Annotated in this window: 14 protein-coding genes; all 14 read left to right on the top strand. The window is 60.8% G+C overall.

The genetic code is table 11. The annotated features are described in order from the left end of the window. Positions 1–24 precede the first annotated feature (24 nt). The 14 genes from HX793_RS10185 (at position 25) to HX793_RS10250 (ending at position 18,807) form a co-directional block, all read left to right on the top strand. Positions 25–3,603 (top strand): Mcf1 protease effector domain-containing protein, encoded by a 3,579-nt coding sequence (locus HX793_RS10185; RefSeq protein WP_256354468.1) that lies wholly within the window; start codon positions 25–27, stop codon positions 3,601–3,603. A 148-nt stretch (positions 3,604–3,751) separates the two neighbouring features. Then, a complete protein-coding gene (locus HX793_RS10190) occupies positions 3,752–4,111 on the top strand; it encodes a response regulator (protein ID WP_438810839.1) in 360 nt (119 codons plus the stop codon). A gap of 191 nt (positions 4,112–4,302) precedes the next feature. Next, positions 4,303–5,085, top strand: a complete 783-nt coding sequence (locus tag HX793_RS10195; protein WP_177096010.1) for a hypothetical protein — start codon at positions 4,303–4,305, stop codon at positions 5,083–5,085. Between the two features lie 63 nt (positions 5,086–5,148). Beyond that, positions 5,149–6,549 (top strand): DUF1254 domain-containing protein, encoded by a 1,401-nt coding sequence (locus HX793_RS10200; protein WP_177062040.1) that lies wholly within the window; start codon positions 5,149–5,151, stop codon positions 6,547–6,549. 122 nt (positions 6,550–6,671) lie between these two features. Next, positions 6,672–7,670: a transporter family protein gene (locus tag HX793_RS10205; protein WP_438810841.1), complete on the top strand. Its 999-nt coding sequence runs from the start codon at positions 6,672–6,674 to the stop codon at positions 7,668–7,670. Between the two features lie 12 nt (positions 7,671–7,682). After that, on the top strand, positions 7,683–8,657 hold the full coding sequence (locus HX793_RS10210; RefSeq protein WP_177049627.1) for an AAA family ATPase: 975 nt from the start codon (positions 7,683–7,685) through the stop codon (positions 8,655–8,657). Next, positions 8,654–9,577, top strand: coding sequence for a DUF58 domain-containing protein (locus tag HX793_RS10215; RefSeq protein WP_177049628.1), 924 nt, complete (start codon positions 8,654–8,656; stop codon positions 9,575–9,577). Before HX793_RS10210 ends, HX793_RS10215 begins: the two co-directional genes overlap by 4 nt. Continuing rightward, positions 9,574–10,029 carry a DUF4381 domain-containing protein gene (locus HX793_RS10220; RefSeq protein WP_016974756.1) on the top strand — a complete coding sequence of 152 codons (456 nt, stop codon included), beginning with the start codon at positions 9,574–9,576 and terminating at the stop codon, positions 10,027–10,029. Before HX793_RS10215 ends, HX793_RS10220 begins: the two co-directional genes overlap by 4 nt. Next, complete coding sequence (locus HX793_RS10225; protein ID WP_177049630.1) at positions 10,016–11,011, top strand: vWA domain-containing protein; 996 nt, start codon at positions 10,016–10,018, stop codon at positions 11,009–11,011. Before HX793_RS10220 ends, HX793_RS10225 begins: the two co-directional genes overlap by 14 nt. Continuing rightward, positions 10,998–12,452: a VWA domain-containing protein gene (locus tag HX793_RS10230; protein WP_177096011.1), complete on the top strand. Its 1,455-nt coding sequence runs from the start codon at positions 10,998–11,000 to the stop codon at positions 12,450–12,452. Before HX793_RS10225 ends, HX793_RS10230 begins: the two co-directional genes overlap by 14 nt. Further along, positions 12,449–13,498 carry a BatD family protein gene (locus HX793_RS10235; RefSeq protein ID WP_177049634.1) on the top strand — a complete coding sequence of 350 codons (1,050 nt, stop codon included), beginning with the start codon at positions 12,449–12,451 and terminating at the stop codon, positions 13,496–13,498. The genes HX793_RS10230 and HX793_RS10235 overlap by 4 nt, the downstream gene beginning before the upstream one ends. Then, complete coding sequence (locus HX793_RS10240) at positions 13,495–14,496, top strand: HAD family hydrolase (RefSeq protein ID WP_177049636.1); 1,002 nt, start codon at positions 13,495–13,497, stop codon at positions 14,494–14,496. The genes HX793_RS10235 and HX793_RS10240 overlap by 4 nt, the downstream gene beginning before the upstream one ends. A 76-nt stretch (positions 14,497–14,572) precedes the next feature. Further along, positions 14,573–16,159 (top strand): arylsulfatase, encoded by a 1,587-nt coding sequence (locus tag HX793_RS10245; RefSeq protein WP_177096013.1) that lies wholly within the window; start codon positions 14,573–14,575, stop codon positions 16,157–16,159. Positions 16,160–16,314: 155 nt separating this feature from the next. Then, positions 16,315–18,807, top strand: a complete 2,493-nt coding sequence (locus tag HX793_RS10250; RefSeq protein WP_177096015.1) for a fused MFS/spermidine synthase — start codon at positions 16,315–16,317, stop codon at positions 18,805–18,807. Positions 18,808–18,833 lie beyond the last annotated feature (26 nt).

Raw genomic sequence — 18,833 nt, forward strand, 5'->3', positions numbered from 1 at the left:
TTTACTCTTACATGGTGCACGCGCATGACTATCTCTTTGCCATCCCGTCACGTTTCATCACCCACAGCCCTCTCCTTGCAGACGTCGGAACCTGCCCAACTTCCGCCAGCCGCGCCTCCAGTGTCTAGCGACAAGGCGCCTGAGCAAACGGAGCAACCACTCGCCGCCAGCACACTCGGCCGCCCCTTCAATCTCAACCAGGCGTTGGGTCATAACCATAACTTGAAGGTTCTTGGAGACAAGCTTGCCCAGGTGGCTGATCGTTTAGGCCCTGACACGTCCTCAACGGCAGTCTTCCACGCGCTGAAAACAACGCCCATGACGCTTCATTCAGATTCGGCAGGTTTCACGGCGCTGGGAGAGAACACTACGCTTGAATCATTTATCAACCACCTTGGCTTGCGCTTGCCTCACGACCATTTCTCTCTGGGTGGGCTTTCGGACTCGGTGATCAACCGGTCGCAGGAACACCCACTGGGAAGTTTGGACGGAGCACTTGGTTGGCCGGTGCCGATGAGCGAAAGCGAACAGAAAACGTTACGAACTCTAGGCCGCCGGCTTGCGCTGACTGAAAGGTATAGCGGACGACTGTTGGAGTACTTGAGGGATAACACTCAGCTTACCGCTGATACACTGAGGGATCCGGTCAACACGCTAAACGCGCTTGTAAGTTCTCCAGCGGCGCAACAGTTGGGAATATCATTTCGGGACCATATGGGAGGGGTCCCCACTGATAGGAGCACCCTGGACTACCTGCTGGCTGCACTGGTACTGCAACTGGACCATGACCCCGAGCCGGGCTCCAGCAGAGTTCCTAAACGCAACACTATCGGGGGGTTCGATCTGGCCAGCGAAAACCACTGGGGCAAGCCCGCGTCCGAGATAGTGAATGGCCTGAAAACGCATTTATCGGACCCGCTCAAGGCTGGCCCCGAGATGGCGGATGCTGCCACACACTTGTTATTGGCCGCTCGCGCTCCGGTTTTTCTGATCAAGGACATCCCGGACCGGGTGACCTACGGCAGCCCGGCCTGGGTCAACCTCGCGGTGGCTGCTGCAACAATAGAAGCCGCAACGCCTGGACGCGTGCCCAACATGAGCTTTGCCCAAGTCATGCTTGAGGCCGAAGGCGCGAGCCTGGCAAACCCCGCCGTCACTGCAAATGCGCAACGCAGCGCATTGATTGACTGGGGCGTGGCCAATGGTGTGCTGGAAAAAAAAGACGACCATCAGTACTCAGCCGATGAACTAAATACGCTGCTGACCACCTTCAATACCCGCCAATCGTCAATGGCGCAGGCCGCACAGGCCTTTGAGAAGGACATCCCCTCCCGTAAAGAAATGGCGCTGGCGGAGCTTAAAAAACGCTTCCCGGGCCAGGAATCAATGTTTGAAAAAAAAGTGATCACAGCGCTCCCTCATGGGGCGGTCACTGAATTCGGCCCGCACTCGCTGCTGGATGTCACCATGATGTACGCTGACGCTAACTCAACGTACACCTCTACCGACCCCCGTACCCCAGTGGCGCAACTGAACGAGCACCCAGGGTTTGGCATGTACGCTGCGTTTGAATCGCAATTCAAAAACACCATCGAAGAAAAAAAGGTCGCGGTCGGTACCTCCATCAAGCACCTGATTTCTCAATTGCCTCTGCAAGATCGCGAAAACTTTGAATATGGCAAGGTCAGTTTTTATCAAACCCACTCCCAAAAAGTGGGAACGGGTTTCTTGGATAAGACGCAGCTACCAAAAGACCCGAAGTTGCTGGTAAGGATCGAGCGTGACGGGGTGCCTACTGCGTATGAAATTGACTTCAATGGGGGCGCTATCCGAAAGGTGCCGGAAAGTATCGCAACAACGGATACTTGGCGAACGGCAAATATTGAGCATGAAAAGAAAGCGTTCACGCCCTCTATAAACGCGGCGGAGCTGAGCACTGAGCAATCAGTGCCCAACGACCCGCGGCTGGACAGCTTCGCTTCGACGCGCACTCAACTTATCGCTGACGCCTTTGTCGAGCATATCAATCTCGATGACCCCGCTATCCATAAGCAGGCACTTGGGCAGACCAAAGCCGATAAAATTCGCCAGAAAGGCGATGCTGTTGGTCACTTCCTGCTGGATCTGATCCCTTTTGTTTCGACGGTCAAGAACTTTAGCCAGGGAAAAATTGCCGAGGGTATTGTCGACCTCGGACTGGACATATTTGGTTTCCTGACAGCCGGTGTGGGCACGGCCGGAAAGCTGACGAAGATCGCCGGTAGCGCGGTGTCCACCGCGACCAAAGTGGCACGGGCAACCAAAGTCATTGGCGCGGCTGTTTTCGGGCAACTCAACCCCGTGGATGGTGTGATTAGCCTTCTCGAGGGCGGCGGAAAACTTATCGGTAAAGGGGCCAGCAAGATCGCTGAGGGGGTCAACAAACTCAGGGGGGCGAGCGGCAGTTACGACCTGCTGAAAGCCGCCAGCGTCGACAACATCGTCGTTGCAACGGGCAGCCTGAAACTCGGCGAGCAGAGTATCGACAGCGCCGCCGTCCTGAAAAATGGCAAATGGTATGCGTTCGATGCCGACAAGATGCGTCCTTATGGGGCGGCGCTTGAGAGCTTTACGCCAACGAAGGTAGCGGCAAAGGGAGAGCTCAATCAAAGTTTTACCGACTGGCTCTATAAAAAGTTGGCGGGCGATTCGTTACCACCCCAAGGGCCACCCACCGTATTGGGCCTGTATGTGCCCGCAGAGTTCGAGACCACATTAGCCAGGGCGCGACGTCCTGAGAACGCTATCGACTTCGACCGTGGCTATGAGCTTGGAAAACTGGACGACGTGCCAGGCTACTCGTCGGGCATGAGTGTTACTGAGCTTCAGGCCCTGGTTTCCCTGCCCGGAATGGGTGCCCAGGATATCGGCACCCTGATCAAACAAATCGAACGCCAGAAAGTACAGCTTATCCAGGACGGGTTTCTACTGTTCCAGCGGGACATTCAAGCAGCCGGTGGCACCGTGATTCCCATGCCGCAGGAATTTTACCTCAGTCAAACCCACTTGGCGTCACCCGGCGAGTGTGCGGGCATGGCCAACACGTTGGCGCTGGCCATGCAGTCTGGAGACGAAACGGTCTTCCTGGGTAATATTTTCAAGGCCGCCGCCAATACAAGCGACCCCAACGCTGCGCGCTTCATCAGCGACCTAAGATCGTTTCACCATGCAGTCAACGGTCACCAAACTTTCCACATGGGTAAACGGCCACGGCAAAGCCCCTATCACCAGATCGCTTCTGAGCTGACCAGCGCTTCGCCGCCACGGACTCTCAGGATTGCCACGCAGGATCATGCATTGGTTGCCGGCGTAACGGAAAGGAATGGCCAGCCCATCTGGTTTTACTTTGACCCAAATTTCGGGCTCGCAAAATTTGATTCAGCCGAAGCCATGGAAAAGGGACTGGAGCGCACCTTGAACCGAGGTACCAGCCCCTTCCGGCACAGGGCATATGGAGAGAGCCGAAGCACGCCTGAGTATCAAGTGAGTGACTTTGATACGGCGGATATGGCAGCCTACCGCAATCACGCAGACGTTGCCCGGATGGCCTCGGCCCCATTGTAGGTAAACGAGCGGACCGGCGGGACATTCGTCCTAACAGCCGTCACAATGCCAGCAACTCTTTCGGAACTTGCTGGCATTGTTGCCACTCATTAGTGAGTTGCCTTTTACCTCATCAAGCCCAGCGCTTTCATTTTCAGGAATGTTCACTATGCCCACCCCCACCATCCTCGTAGTCGAAGACGACGCCATCGTGCGCATGCTCATCGTCGATGTACTCGAAGAGTTGGAGTTCAGCGTCCTGGAGGCCGCCGACGCTGAAGAGGCGCTGGAACGGGTGCAAAACACCGCGCAGGTGATCGACCTGATGATGACCGACGTCGGCCTGCCGGACATGGACGGCAAGCAACTGGCGGCCAAGGTGCGAGAACTGCGCCCTGCACTGCCCATTCTGTTCGCCAGCGGGTATGCCGAGAACATCGACGTGCCTACGGGCATGCAGGTGATCGCCAAACCCTTCTCGATCGATCAATTACGCGACAAAGTCAAATCGATGCTGCCCACTGCCTGACCCCTTCTTTAGCGCATGGCCGCCCAGCCAGGGCGGCCATTTGCGGCCTTTTACACACGTCTGAAACGTCCCGCCCCCGCAACTAATTCGTTTGGATGGCTAGCGCGTCTGGATTTAGCTGCTAGCTTCAACCGACATGCCCTACAGGTATTAATCACAAGGGATAGTCACCCAGGTATGGGGGAGCGCACATGTTCGGGTCACCGTATGCGTCGGCATTGATGCTGGCTGTTTTCGCAATGCCAGCCTTGGCGGATAACGCCGAGACGGCCAACAAAAGTAACAATCCTTTGAACCTCGCGCCAGGCGCCAATCTGCAGGACTACTACACGCCGCGCCTGTACGACAGCAACGCTCACACCAACGACCTGTTGCTGCGCGGCACTCTGCCCATTGCGCCGTCGGATTTCATCGGCGTGCCGCAGTTACTACGCGCCACACTCCCCCTCAGTACCCGCCCCGATCCCCATACCGGCTACAGCACGGGCATTGGCGACCTGAATCTGTTCGATATCTTCCTGCTCAAGACCGAAGGCGTGCAGTTGGGCATCGGACCGCAAATCACCGCGCCCACTGCCGAACATGACGAACTGGGCACCGGCAAATGGCAGGCCGGCCTGGCGGCAATTGCCATCGACGCGTCGCCCAGGGGATTGCTCGGCGCGTTGGTGCAATACCAAAGCTCATTTGCTGGCGATCGCGACCGCCCGCACGTCGAGAGTGCAACTTTCCAGCCGTTTATCATTCATAACCTGCCCAAAGGCTGGTACCTGCGCTCCACGGGCACCTGGACCTTCGATTTGAAGAACGACACCCACTACATTCCCATCGGGTTTGGCGCGGGCAAGGCCTGGAAAGCCGGGAGCAACATCGTCAATGCCTTTGTCGAGCCACAATGGACGGTAGCGCGCAAAGGTGACGGCTTGCCCCAGTTCACCTTGTTCGCAGGGATTAACGTGACGTTCGGCAAATAAACCGGTTAACTCGGCGGTTTCACCCCACGCCCTCAAAAAAGATCTCTGGAAGGACGCAACAACATGATTGGAAAACCGACGCGCCTGCTGTTGGCGAGCCTCTCGATACTCATGAGCACCGGCGCCTGGGCCGACTTTACGGCCACCCCGAGCGAGGCCCGGGCGATTGCCAAGGAAGCCTATCTGTACGGCTTTCCGGTAGTGGCCATGTACAAGACGCTCTACACCCAGGCCGTTGACAAAGGCGGTGCCAATTTCAAGGCGCCGTTCAACCAGATCGGCAACACCGCGCAGGTGTTCACCCCCAAGGACACGGCGTTTGTCACCCCTAACTCCGACACGCCCTACTCCTTCGTCTGGATGGACCTGCGCCGCGAACCGCTGGTGTTGACCCTGCCCAAGATCGAGGATAACCGCTACTACTCAGTGCAGTTGATCGACCTGTACACGCAGAACTTCGCTTACCTGGGCACCCGCAGCACCGGTAACAACGGCGGTCACTACATGATCGCCGGCCCGGACTGGAAGGGTCAGCAGCCGGTGGACGTGGATCGCGTGGTCTACAGCGAAAGCAACATCGCTTACGCCCTGTACCGAACGCAGTTGTTCGACGACAAAGACCTGGGCAAGGTCAAGCAGATCCAGAGCGGCTACAAAGTGCAGCCCCTGAGCAGCTATGTGAAGCAGCCTGCGCCGGCCAAGGCGCCGAAGATCGAATGGCCCAAGCCGATGGCAACCATGACCGAAGGCCCACAGCTGTTTCGTTACCTGAACTTCATGCTGGCCTTCGCCGCACCCCAGGACAGCGAAAAAGACCTGCTGGCGCGTTTTGCCAAGATCGGTATTGCCCCCGGCGCGCCCTTCAAGGTCAAGGACTTGACCGCCGAGCAACGCAAAGCCCTGGAAGACGGTATCTCCGATGCCCGCGCTGAGTTTGCCGCGTTCAAGAAGGACAAGGTTGACACCCACCAGGTCAGCAGCGGTGACCTGTTCGGCAGTCGCGATCGCCTGAAAAACAACTACCTGTACCGCTACGCCGGTGCCGACATGGGTATTTTCGGCAACTCCACCGATGAAGCCGCTTACCTGAGCTACTTCGTCGACAGCGAAGGCAAGCCGGCCAATGGCGCGCGTCACAGCTACACCGTGCATTTTGCCAAGGACCAACTGCCGCCCGCCGATGCGTTCTGGTCGCTGACCATGTACGACGCCAAGACCAAGCTGCTGGTGCCGAACCACAAGAAGCGCTACCTGATCAACTCACGGATGCTGCCCCACCTGAAGCGTGACGCCGATGGCGGCCTGACCCTGGCGCTGCAGCACCACGAGCCACCGAAAGCCGAGCAGAGCAACTGGTTACCGGCCCCACCGGGCCCGTTCTACGCGGTATTGCGCATTTACCTGCCCAAGCCTGAGGTCGGTAATGGTCAATGGAAACTGCCACCCTTGACCCCGCTCAAGTAATACCACGTGCCCGGCCGCAACAGGGTTAGGTCGGGCACGTAACCCCCTGATATCAGGCCGATACAAGGATGGATGACGCCATGATTTCACGTGCACGTTTGCATGGGTTTTGCGCCGCGGGCATGCTCGCCAGCTGCGGCGTGTCGGCCGCCGGTTTGCCGGAGCTAGGCAGCACGTCTAACGCCACCCAAGCCGATCCCGAGACCTGCCATCGCCTGCAACAGGACTTCGACATTGACCTCAAGCAAGTGGTCAAGGCCGGTTGCGATCCCTCGACTGAACAGATCGCCAAGCTGATGGACAACCCGGTGGGCAACCTGGTGCTGTTGTTCAACCAGTTCGACTACAGCGCCCTCAAAGGCCCGCACAGTAACGGCACGCGTTACCTGGGCAAATACAGCTTCATGCCGACCTTCCCGATTGCCCTGGGCGAGGACTGGAACCTGATCAACCGCCTGCCGGTGAGTTATGTGAGTGCGCCGGTCAACGCCAAGGCGGGCAACCTGATCGGCATGAGTCCCTACGGCGTGCTGACAGACCGCGACTTCCCGTCGGTGGTCAACGATCCATTCGACCGCACCTCAGGCTTTGGCGACCTGGCCTATGTGGGCGTGTTCTCGCCCAAGCAACCGGTGCGGTTTGCCAACGGCGGCAAGATGGTCTGGGGGTTTGGCCCCACGGCGATGTTCCCCACCGCAGAGAAAGACGTGCTGGGCACCGGCAAATACGCTCTGGGGCCGGCGTTTGTCGCGGCATACCTCGGTGAAGACTGGACGCTCGGCGTCTTCCCCCAGCATTGGTGGTCGGTCGGCGGCGACGCCCAGCGCAAGGACGTCAGCCTGACCAACATCCAGTACTTCATCCAGCGCGCGATTCCCGGCCCCGGCCAGTGGCGGGTGGGCATGACGCCCAATATCACCGTGAACTGGAAGGCCGATAGCGGCAACAAGGTCAACTTCCCCATCGGTATCGGCGCCGGGCGCATCGTCAATTTCGGCAAGTTGCCGGTGCGGATTTCCGGTGAGGTGCAGTACTCGGTGATTCACGCCGACGACCTGATCAGCAGCCGTTGGAACTTCCGCCTGTCGTTTATCCCGGTGATCCCTACTTTCATGCTGTGAACGAGGTGTGCCATGACCGCACTCAACGATTTGAACGCCCTGCAAGCGAGCATGGCCGAAAGCGTGCTCGGCCAGGACCAGGTGATCCGCCAGATCCTGCTGGGCCTGCTCGCCAACGGTCATCTGCTGCTGGAAAGCCTCCCGGGGCTGGCCAAGACCCGCACGGTCAAGGCCCTGGCCAGGCACTTGGACGCCAAGATGAGCCGCATCCAGTTCACCCCGGACCTGCTGCCCTCGGACATCACCGGCGCCGAAGTACTGCACCAGGTCGATGGCCAGAACCAGATCCGATTCCAACCCGGCCCGCTGTTCGGCAACCTGATCCTCGCCGATGAAATCAACCGCGCACCGGCCAAGGTCCAGGCGGCCTTGCTGGAAGCCATGGAAGAACGGCAAATCACCGTGGCTGGCGCCAGTCACCCGCTGCCGGAACTGTTTATCGTGGTGGCCACGCAAAACCCCATCGAACAGGAGGGCACTTACCCGCTACCGGAAGCCCAGATGGACCGTTTCGTGATGAAGCTGCTGTTGGATTACCCCAGCGCCGACAACGAAAGTCAGGTGTTGCGCCTGTTGCGTGAAGAAGAACAGGCGGCAGTTACCCAAGCGGTTCAGGGATTTACCCTGGCGCAGGAGGTGATTTTCGCCGCGCGCAAGGAAGTCAGCGCGATCCAGGTTTCACCGCCTATCGATCGTTACCTGATCGACCTCATCAACGCCACCCGCCACCCCGCCGACTACGACGCCGACCTGGCGCGCTGGATCAGCCTTGGCGCCAGCCCCCGTGGCGGTATTGGCCTGGACCGCTGCGCCCGGGCCGATGCCTGGTTGCAAGGCCAGGCCTTTGTCACGCCGGACAACGTGCAGGCCGTCGCCCATCCGGTGCTGCGCCATCGCCTGCAATTGAGTTATGACGCGGTGGCGGATGGTGTGACAGCTGATCAGGTGCTCGACCGGCTGCTCAGCAAAGTAGCGATTCCGGCATGAACGCCGACGGTTTTGTCTACGTCAGCCTGGCGCAATTGATGGCCTTGCAGTTCCAGGCCCGCGACTTGAGCTTTCTCGCGCGCCAGCCCCAGGGCAGCATCCTGGCCGGCAACCATGCGTCACGCCTGCGCGGCCGTGGGCTGAATTTCGATGAGCTGCGCCGCTACCAGCCGGGCGATGACCTGCGCCACCTGGATTGGCGTGCGTCGCTGCGCACCGGCAAACCGGTGGTGCGCACCTTTACCGAAGAGCGCGACCGCCCGGCGCTGATCGTGGTGGACCAGCGCATGTCGATGTTTTTCGGCTCAGTGCGCAGCTTCAAATCCGCCGTGGCCGCGGAACTGGGCGCGCTGGCGGCATGGATGGTGTTCAACGCCGGGGATCGTGTCGGCGGCCTGGTGTTCAACGATCAACGCATCGACAGCGTCGCGCCTTTGCGCAGCCGCAAACGCGTGGAAGCCTTGTGCAGTCGCATTGTTCAGCAAAATGCCGCGTTGACGGCGAGCAACCCCGACCATGAAGACGACGGCCAGTTGGATAAGGTCCTGCAGCAATGCCTGGCCGTGGCAGGCCACGATCACCTGATCTGCCTGGTCAGTGACTTTGCCGGTGCCGGGCCACGGACGTTGCAATTGATGCAGCAACTGTCAGTGCACAACGACGTGATCGCGTTGCAGGTGTATGACCCTTTGGCGCTCAACGTGCCCAGCCGTGGGCAATTGCGGGTCACCCAAGGCCAGTTGCAGGTGGAGCTGGCGGTGAACCAGCGCAAGGTGCGCCAACCCCTGGGGGATTTTCTCGGCGGGCGCTTGAAGGATATCGCCAACCTGCTGCGCCGCAGCCAGGTGCCACTGCTGATGATCAGCACCGCCCTGCCCGCCGCCGACCAGTTGCGCAGTGAACTGGGGAAACGTCGGTGAGCAGTCATGTGCCAAGCATCGAGCAACTCAAGGAGTTGAGCTTACCCGCGCCGGTCAGCTACTGGCCGCAGACCTGGGGCTGGGGCGTGTTGCTGGGTGTTTTGGTGGTGGCGCTGCTGGTGCTGGCAGGCCGCAAGTGGCTGCGTTGGCGACGTGATGCCTACCGGCGTGAGGCGTTGGCCCGTCTGGACAACTTGAAAGACCTGCGCGAGTTGCCCGAACTGCTCAAGCGCGTCGCACTGTCGATGCCACTTCCCATGGAAGAACAGCAACGTATCCCGACCTTGCGTGGCGCCGAGTGGCAAGCCTTCCTGCAACGCCACGCCGCAGGTCCGATTCCCGACGACCTCGCTCAACGGCTGGCCGAACTGGCCTACGGCACTGCGCCGCAGGACCCGCAACTGTTGGCCCAGTGCAAGGCCTGGGTGGAGCAACACCATGTGGCAGCTTGACTACCCCTGGCTGCTGTTGATGCTGCCGCTGCCGTGGTTGGCCTACCGCTACCTGCCGGTGTATCACGAAGCGCGCAGTGCGGTGCGGGTGCCGTTTTTCGGCGGCATGCGCCAGGCAGTCGGTGGTTCATCGTCTACCGACGGTGCCCGTGGCAATCGCGGCCAGTTGCTGCTCAATCTGGTGGTATGGGCGTTGCTGGTGCTGGCGGTCGCCCGGCCGGTCTGGGTGGAAAAACCCCTCGAACGCCAACAACCGGTGCGCGATCTCATGCTCGCCATCGATATCTCCCAATCCATGGAAACCGAGGACTTTACCGACGCCAACGGCCACAAGATCGACCGCCTGGCCGCTGTCAAACAGGTGGTGCACGGCTTTATCCAGCAGCGCAAAGATGATCGTATCGGCTTGATCCTCTTCGGCAGCGGCGCCTACCCCCAGGCCCCCTTGACCCTCGACCATGCCAGCTTGTCGCTGTTGCTGGACGATAGCGGCATCGGCATGGCCGGGCCGAACACAGCCATCGGCGACGCCATTGGCCTTGGCCTCAAGCTGCTGGACCAGGCCCATGAGCCGGAAAAAGTGCTGATCCTGCTCACCGATGGCAATGACACCAGCAGCGCCATCACCCCGGACCACGCCGCCGACATGGCCGCTGCCAAAGGTGTGATCATCCACACCATCGGCATCGGCGACCCGCAGGCCAGCGGCGAAGCCAAGGTCAATCTCAGCGCCTTGCAAGATATTGCCAGCGCCACCGGCGGGCATTACTTCCGTGCCGAGGACCGCGACAGCCTGGATCAGGTCTACGCCACGCTCGACAAGATCACACCGCATCAGGTGAAAACCCTCAGCCATCAGCCCAAGCGCGACCTGTTCTGGTGGCCGCTGTGTGCCGCGCTGATCGTGTTGGTGGTGTACCACCTGATCGCCGCAATGTGGCCGCATCGATGGAAACGGGAGCGTGCTGATGGACTTCAGTGACTTCCACTTTCTGCGTCCTGCCTGGCTGTTGTTGACGATTTTGGGCGTACTGCTGCCGTGGGTGTGGCAGCGCAGCCGTGATCTGCAGCGCCGCCTGCGCGGCACGATCGCCCCGCATCTGTTGCCGTACTTGCTGCTGACGCCGACCGATCCTCATCGCCTGCGCCCGGTGCACCTGGTGAGTGCGTTATGGGTGGTCGGTGCCATCGCCGCGGCGGGCCCGACCTGGGAGCAGGACCGTCCGGACTTCCTGGAGAACCGTGCACCGCTGATCATCGCCGTGGACCTGTCGGCGTCCATGGACACCGCCGATGTGCCTCCCACGCGCCTCACCGCCGCAAAAAACAAGCTGCATGACTTGGTCGAACGCCGCAAAGGCGCACGCACCGCGTTGCTGGTCTACGCCGGCAGCGCCCATCTGGTGTTGCCGCCCACCGATGATCCGGCCTTGCTTGATACCTTTATCCAGGCGCTCGGCACGGACTTGATCAGCAAGACGGGCAAGGATGTGGCCGGCGTGATCGATCAGGCCAAGCGCCTGCTGCAGCAATCGCCCGGCACCTTGCTGCTGGTGACGGACGGCGCCGATGTCGCCCAACTGCCCGCCCTCAAGGACAATGCGCTGCAAATCCTGATCCTGGCCCTTGGCAGCAGTCCCACACTCAAGCCATTGGCCTCAGCCCTGGAGGCGCCGCTGGGTAGCCTGACCCTCAATGACGATGACCTGGACTGGATCGAACTGCACGCCCAGCAGCACTTCCAGAACGTCGACGAGCAGCAACGCCTGTTGCAATGGAAAGACGTCGGTTACTGGTTGTGCTGGCCATTGCTGCTGTTGGCGCTGTTCGGTGTGCGCAAGGGCTGGAGCTTGAACTGGACGGCGGTGGTGCTGCTCGGCCTGCTGCTTCCGCCGACGCAGGCTGAGGCCAACCCGTTCATGACGCCCGACCAGCAAGGCCGCTGGGCGTTCGAACACCATCATTACCCGCAAGCCGCCGCGTTGTTCGTCGAGCCTTACTGGAAAGGCATCGCCGCCTACAACGCCGCCGATTACGACCTGGCCCAAACCACCTTCGCCGCCCTGCATACCGCGCAAGCTGCGTTCTACCTGGGCAATATCCACGTGCGTCGCTTCAAGTTCGATGACGCCATCGCGGCCTATCAACAGGCCTTGCAGTTGCAACCCGACTTCCCTGAAGCCACCGCCAACCTGGCCCTGGCGGTTGCCCTGAAAAAAGACACCGAAAGCGCCGCGAACAACACACCCGAGGTCAAGCCCGACGAAATCAAGTTCGACAAAGCACCAGGCAAGGGCCAGAGCAAAGCGATTCAGACTCAACAGGCAAATAATGACGCCCTGTGGTTGCAGAACCTGACCACGTCGCCGGCCAACTTCCTGCGCCGCAAATTCAGCCTGCAAGACCAGGAGGCGCGACCATGAAGCGCTACTGGGGCGTGTTGCTGTTGTTGTCGGGTCCGTTATGGGCGGCCGAACCGCAATTACGAGTGAACGCGCAGTTGATCCCCGGCGCTTCAGTGGTGGTGGGTGAACAATTGCAGGTGCAAGTGGACGTGCTGACCGACACCTGGTTCACCGCCGCCGCGACATTGCCGGACCTGAAACTGGCTGGCGCTCGCATACAGCAACCGGGGGGCGAGGCTGAACACACCACGCAGGTGATCGACGGGCAAACCTTCTACGGGATGCGCTACACCTACTTGGTCACACCGACGATGGCGCAACACTTCAGCGTGCCCGCGCTGACGGTCAGTGCCCAACCGGGCCAGGCCAGCGCGCCGTTGAGTGCACAGAGTGCGCCGCTGACCTTTGAGGCCACTCAGCCACCGGGGTTTGCGCCCGGTGAACCCGCGCTGGTCGCCAGCGGCTTACGCCTGAGCCAGGCCCTTGCGGCCGGCGATCTCAAGGTTGGCGACAACCTGACGCGGACAGTGACCCTGCAAGCCGATAACACGCCAGGGCTGTCACTGCCGCCGCCGGCAACCGCCGAGGTAAACGGGCTGCGCCTCTATGCGCAGGCGCCTGCCATCAGCAACCTGGATGACGGACGCGGCACTGTCACCGGTGGCCAACGCATCGATCATCTCGTATATCGCGTGGAAAAAGGCGGCCATTACACCCTGCCTGCCCTCCAGCTGAAATGGTGGGACAGCCACAACCATCGCCTGCAAATCGCGCAGTTGCCCGCGCTGACATTTGAGGCCCAGGCCACCAGCGCCTACACGCCGACCTTTTCCGTCGCCGACGATCTCAAGGCGCTCGGGCAGCACGCGCGCTGGCAGCTTTCACGGCATTTGTTGGGTTCGATAGTGGCCATCGTCGTTCTGATCCTGGCCGCCTATCTGATCCGTGCCCTATGGCCACGCCTGCGATCATGGTGGCGAAAGGCATGGCCAGCATTGCGCTGGGCCTGTCGTCAACTACGCTTGGTTCCACTGAACCCTCGTCACGAAAAGGACTTCCCATGACGTCGCTGCGTTCTGCCCTGCCCCTTCTCCTCCTCCTGAGCCTGCCTGCCCTGGCGGCCGATCCGCTGCCGTCATGGAACGAAGGCCCGAACAAAAAGCAGATCATCGAGTTCGTCCAGGCGGTGACCGCCGAAGGCTCCAAGGACTACGTGAAGCCCGCCGAACGCATCGCCGTGTTCGACAACGACGGCACGCTGTGGACCGAGCAACCGGCGTACTTCGAAGTGCTGTTCGCCTTTGACGAGGTCAAGCGCCTGGCGCCACAGCACCCGGAATGGAAAACCACCCAGCCATTCCAGGCCGTGCTCGAAGGCGACCACAAGGCGCTTGCCGCCAGCGGCATGGACGGCCTGTTGAAAATCATCGGCGCCACCCACACTGGGGTCAGCACCGAAGCCTTTATCGACAACGCCAAGAACTGGCTCAAGCAGGCCCGCCATCCCAAGACCGGCAAGCCGTTCGACCAGATGATCTACCAGCCCATGCTGGAAATGCTCGACTACCTGCGCAGCCAGCAATTCAAGACCTACATCGTCTCCGGGGGCGACACCGCCTTCATGCGCGCTTTTGCCGAAGAGGTGTACGGCGTGCCGCCCGAGCAGGTGATCGGCTCCAACTTCGTCACCCAATTCCAGCTCAAGGACGGTAAGCCGCAAGTGCTGCGCACCGCCAAGCTGGCACACAACGATGACGGCCCAGGCAAGCCGGAAAGCATCGACGCCATCATCGGGCGTCGGCCGATCCTGGCCTTCGGCAACTCCGACGGCGACCTGCAAATGCTGCAATGGACCGCCGCCGGCCCTGGCAAACGCTTGATGGGCCTGGTGCATCACACCGACGCCCAGCGCGAATGGGCCTACGACCGCAATTCTCAGGTGGGGCGCCTGGACAAGGCACTGGACCTGGCCAAGCAACAGCAGTGGACCGTGGTGGATATGGCAAGCGACTGGGGCCGTATCTATCCGTTCGATCCAGCTGTGCAAGTGAAGGTGCAATAAGAAAAGACGTCGCGATGGACTGTTAAAAACGTTGGTCGCAGGCAATGCGACTCAAGCCCTAAAAGGAGCAAGTCTTATGACTCGCATACGTAAGTGGCTGCCGAAACTCGCCCTGGTGGCGGTTTCGGTGATCGGCGCCTCGGCATCCGCCTGGGCGGCCGAAAAGCCGAATATCCTGGTGATCTTCGGCGATGACATCGGGCAAACCAATATCAGTGCCTATTCCATGGGCGTGGTTGGCTACAAGACCCCGAATATCGACCGTATCGCCAAAGAAGGCATGATGTTCACCGACTATTACGCGGAGAACAGCTGCACGGCTGGACGCTCGTCCTTCATCACTGGCCAGACGCCGTTGCGCACGGGCCTGTCGAAGGTGGGTGCGCCCGGTGCATCGGTGGGTTTGCAAAAGCGCGATATCACCATTGCGCAGGCGCTCAAGTCCCTCGGTTATGCCACCGGGCAATTCGGCAAGAACCACCTGGGCGACAAGGATGAATACCTGCCGACCAACCACGGTTTCGACGAGTTCTTCGGCAACCTCTATCACCTCAACGCCGAGGAAGAGCCGGAGCGCCCCTATTGGCCCAAGGACGATGCGGAGTTCGTCAAGGCCAACTCCCCGCGCGGGGTGATCCACAGTTTCGCCGATGGCAAGATCGAAGACACCGGCGCCTTGACCACCAAGCGCATGGAGACCATCGACGATGAAACCACGGCGGCGGCCCAGGCTTTCATCAAGAAACAGGCCGAAGCCAACAAACCGTTCTTCGTGTGGATGAACACCACGCGCATGCACTTGTTCACCCATGTGCGCGAATCGATGAAGGGCCAGAGCGGCATGCCCGGCAACGAATACGCGGATGGCATGGTGGAGCACGACGGTGACGTGGGCAAACTGCTGCAAACCCTCGACGACCTGAAGATCGCCGACAACACCATCGTGGTCTACACCACCGATAACGGGCCGAACCAGTTCTCCTGGCCGGACGCGGCGACGACGCCGTTTCGCAACGAGAAGAACTCCAATTGGGAAGGTGCCTATCGTGTGCCGGCGATGATTCGTTGGCCGGGCAAGATCAAGCCCGCCGAGGTCTCCAACGAGATGTTCTCGGGCATGGACTGGTTCCCCACGCTGCTGGCCGCAGCCGGTGACAGTGACGTGAAAAGCAAACTGCTCAAAGGCTGGGCGCCCGTGACCGGTGGCAGCAACTTCAAAGTGCATCTGGATGGGTTCAACCAACTGCCCTACCTGACCGGGCAGCAACCGAAGGGCGCGCGCGACGAGTTCTACTACTTCAACGATGACGGGGTCTTGGTGTCCGCGCGTTTTGGCAACTGGAAGGCGGTGTATTGCGAACAGCGGGCACCGGGTGGCTTCAAGGTGTGGAGTGAGCCGTTCGTGTGCCTGCGGGTGCCGAAGATCCTCAACCTGCGCATGGACCCCTATGAGCGGGCTGACGTGGTCTCCGATCAGTATTACGACTGGAACACCAAAAACGTCTATCTGGTCGCGGTAGCGGTGACCAAATCGGCTAAGTTCCTCGAAACCTTTATCGAGTACCCGCCCAGTCAGAAACCGGCCAGCTTCAGCATCGACCAGATTCGAGCGGGCGTGGATGCGAAGATTGCCGAGAAGATGAAGGCAGCTCCCGTGCCATAACGGCTACAACACAGGACCCATGTGGGAGCGGGCTTGCTCGCGAATGCGGTGGATCAGCGACAGACGTATTCACTGACACACCCCATTCGCGGGCAAGCCCGCTCCCACATTTGGACCGAGTACATCCTCTGGATTCAGTGTTCAAGGTCATCCTCATGTCTTCACGTTTCGCCAACACAGTCGTCGAGCGCACTACTGCCCTACCCATCCTGACCCCCGCCCTCCTCCTGTTCCTCTCCGGCGGCGCGGCGTTGGTGTATCAGGTGCTATGGATCAAGCAGCTGTCCCTGGTGGTGGGCGTCGAGGTGTATGCGATAACCGCTGGTATCAGCGCGTTTTTTGCCGGGCTGGCATTAGGCGGTTGGCTGTTCGGACGGTTGGCGGACCGCTTTGCGCGGCCGCTGTTGTTGTATGCAGGTCTGGAATTACTGGTTGCCCTGCTCGGGGTTGGCGCGACGCTGGCCCTGGGCGTGGCGGCCGAACCGTTTGCCTGGTTGGAACACCGCATTGGCCTGCTGGCCTGGGCGTTGCCGTTTGCCCTGGTCGGCCTGCCGGCGGTGTTGATGGGCGGCACGTTGCCGGTACTGGTGCGCTCGCTGGGCGTCGACGCCAAGGGCTTGAGCCAGGCGGGTGGACGCCTCTACGCGGCCAACACCGCCGGGGCGATTGTCGGCACGTTGCTCACGGCATTTGCATTGATTGCCCAGTTTGGCGTGCGCGGCAGTGCGCTGGTGGCGGCGATGTTGAATCTGCTCGCTGCGGTGGGGGCAGTGTTGGCGGTGCGTCATCAAGCGCCTGTTGAGATCGCGCCGGCGCGCCTTGTGCAACCGGCGCGACTGGCATTGGTGCTGTACGCCATCGCCGGTGGCGTCGCCCTCGGCTATGAAGTGGTGTGGTCGCAGTCCATCGTGCAATTCATGAGTACCCGCACGTATGCGTTCGCCGTGGTACTTGCTACCTACCTCACCGGGTTGTTCATCGGCAGCCAGTTGATGTCAGGTCGTGTAGAGCGTCTTCGCGATCCCTGGGGCGTGTTCGGCCTGCTGATTGCGGGCGCAGGCTTGGTGGCGCTGCTGGAAATCGCGCTGTTGGGGCGCTGGCTGATACTGCTGCAAACCCAGGCTGAAGCGCTGGTGCTGGGCCTGGGCGCAAGCGAGCTGCCGGGGATGAGCGCACGTTTTGCAGTGGCGGCATTGTGCATCGTATTTGTGCCGACCTTGCTGCTGGGCGCGGCGTTCCCCGTGGCGTTGCGCTTGAGTGTGGGCAATCGGCATGTTGGCCGTGACGTGGGCGCGGTGGTGGCATTCAATACCTTGGGCGGGATTATCGGGGTGATGCTGTGCGGGTTCGTGTTGATCCCGTGGTTGGGGTTGGTACGGACCTTGAGCGTGTTGGCCGTGGTGGCTGGCGTCGTCGGGTATCTGGCGGTACGCCGTGGCCAGGGTGTTAAAAAAGGCCGGCGTCAGGCAGTCATTGCACTGGGGCTGGTGTCGCTGGCGGTCGCCCTGTTGACCCCAGTGGATCGCCTGGCCAAGTTACTGCCCGGTGCGCGCAACGCCAGCCTGGCGTTTTATCAGGAAGGCCGTGGTGCGACGGTGGCGGTCGTTACCCAAGGTCAGGGTGAGCGGGCCTTTCAGCGCCTGTATATCCAAGGCGTCTCCAACACGGGCGACGCCATGCCGTCGCTGCGTTATATGCGAATCCAGGCGCTGTTGCCGCTGCTGATTCACAACGCCGAGCCCAAGTCCGCACTGGTGATCGGCTTTGGCACTGGCATCACGGCGGGCGCGTTATTGCGCTATCCAGGCCTGGAACATCGGGTGGTCGCTGAACTGTTACCAGCGGTGGTGCAGGCCGCGCCCTTGTTCAAAGGCAACTTCAATGCCGCCAGCGATCCAGGCATCGACTTGCGCTTGCGCGACGGTCGCCAGGAACTGCTGCGCAACCCGCAAGCCTACGACCTGATCACCCTGGAACCCCCGCCACCCTCCGCTGCCGGCGTGGTGAACCTGTATTCCCAGGACTTCTACCAATTAGCGGCCACGCGCCTTGAGAAAAACGGCTTGCTCGCCCAATGGCTGCCGCTGCCGACGCAAAACATCGACGACTCCCGCGCCTTGGTGCGCAGCTTCCTCAACGTGTTCCCGTACGCGTCGCTGTGGACCAGCGAGTTCCATGAGATGCTGCTGGTGGGTTCCCTTGAGCCGATCACCCTAAATGCCGAGCGCATCCGCCAGCGCTTCGACCAACCGGGCGTGCGCAGTGCCCTGGCAGACGTTGGCATTGATTCGGCGGCGACCTTGCTGGCGACCTGGGTCACCGATCGCCAGGGCCTTGAGCGGTTTGCCGCAGATGCATTACCGGTCACCGACGATCAACCGCGTATCGAATACGCGCCCTGGGTGCGCAGCAAGGAAATCACCCGTGTACTGCCGGCCTTGCTCGAACTGCGGGGGCCCGTGCCGCTGATCAATGCGGATGAGACTTTCGCCCGAACGTTGACGGCCGAACAACAGCGCCTGATGCAGTTCTACCGCGCCAGCCTGCACGCCTATAACGGTGATCGGGATGCCTGGAGCCGGGAGATGCGAGAGGTCATACGCGGGGACGGCGCCAATCCCTATTTCCGTTGGTTTGGCGGTCAGTGAAGCGGTGGTGAGGGCGCGTGGGCCCT

Source organism: Pseudomonas reactans, from assembly GCF_013387025.1.
GTDB classification, from domain to species: Bacteria; Pseudomonadota; Gammaproteobacteria; order Pseudomonadales; family Pseudomonadaceae; genus Aquipseudomonas; species Aquipseudomonas reactans.

Bases quoted from the DNA above. Each gene is read 5' to 3' on its own strand.
- HX793_RS10205 (WP_438810841.1), top strand. From the start codon at position 6,672: ATGCTCGCCAGCTGCGGCGTGTCGGCCGCCGGTTTGCCGGAGCTAGGC.
- HX793_RS10195 (WP_177096010.1), top strand. From the start codon at position 4,303: ATGTTCGGGTCACCGTATGCGTCGGCATTGATGCTGGCTGTTTTCGCA.
- HX793_RS10215 (WP_177049628.1), top strand. From the start codon at position 8,654: ATGAACGCCGACGGTTTTGTCTACGTCAGCCTGGCGCAATTGATGGCC.
- HX793_RS10225 (WP_177049630.1), top strand. From the start codon at position 10,016: ATGTGGCAGCTTGACTACCCCTGGCTGCTGTTGATGCTGCCGCTGCCG.
- HX793_RS10210 (WP_177049627.1), top strand. From the start codon at position 7,683: ATGACCGCACTCAACGATTTGAACGCCCTGCAAGCGAGCATGGCCGAA.
- HX793_RS10235 (WP_177049634.1), top strand. From the start codon at position 12,449: ATGAAGCGCTACTGGGGCGTGTTGCTGTTGTTGTCGGGTCCGTTATGG.
- HX793_RS10185 (WP_256354468.1), top strand. From the start codon at position 25: ATGACTATCTCTTTGCCATCCCGTCACGTTTCATCACCCACAGCCCTC.
- HX793_RS10230 (WP_177096011.1), top strand. From the start codon at position 10,998: ATGGACTTCAGTGACTTCCACTTTCTGCGTCCTGCCTGGCTGTTGTTG.
- HX793_RS10200 (WP_177062040.1), top strand. From the start codon at position 5,149: ATGATTGGAAAACCGACGCGCCTGCTGTTGGCGAGCCTCTCGATACTC.
- HX793_RS10240 (WP_177049636.1), top strand. From the start codon at position 13,495: ATGACGTCGCTGCGTTCTGCCCTGCCCCTTCTCCTCCTCCTGAGCCTG.
- HX793_RS10190 (WP_438810839.1), top strand. From the start codon at position 3,752: ATGCCCACCCCCACCATCCTCGTAGTCGAAGACGACGCCATCGTGCGC.
- HX793_RS10245 (WP_177096013.1), top strand. From the start codon at position 14,573: ATGACTCGCATACGTAAGTGGCTGCCGAAACTCGCCCTGGTGGCGGTT.
- HX793_RS10250 (WP_177096015.1), top strand. From the start codon at position 16,315: ATGTCTTCACGTTTCGCCAACACAGTCGTCGAGCGCACTACTGCCCTA.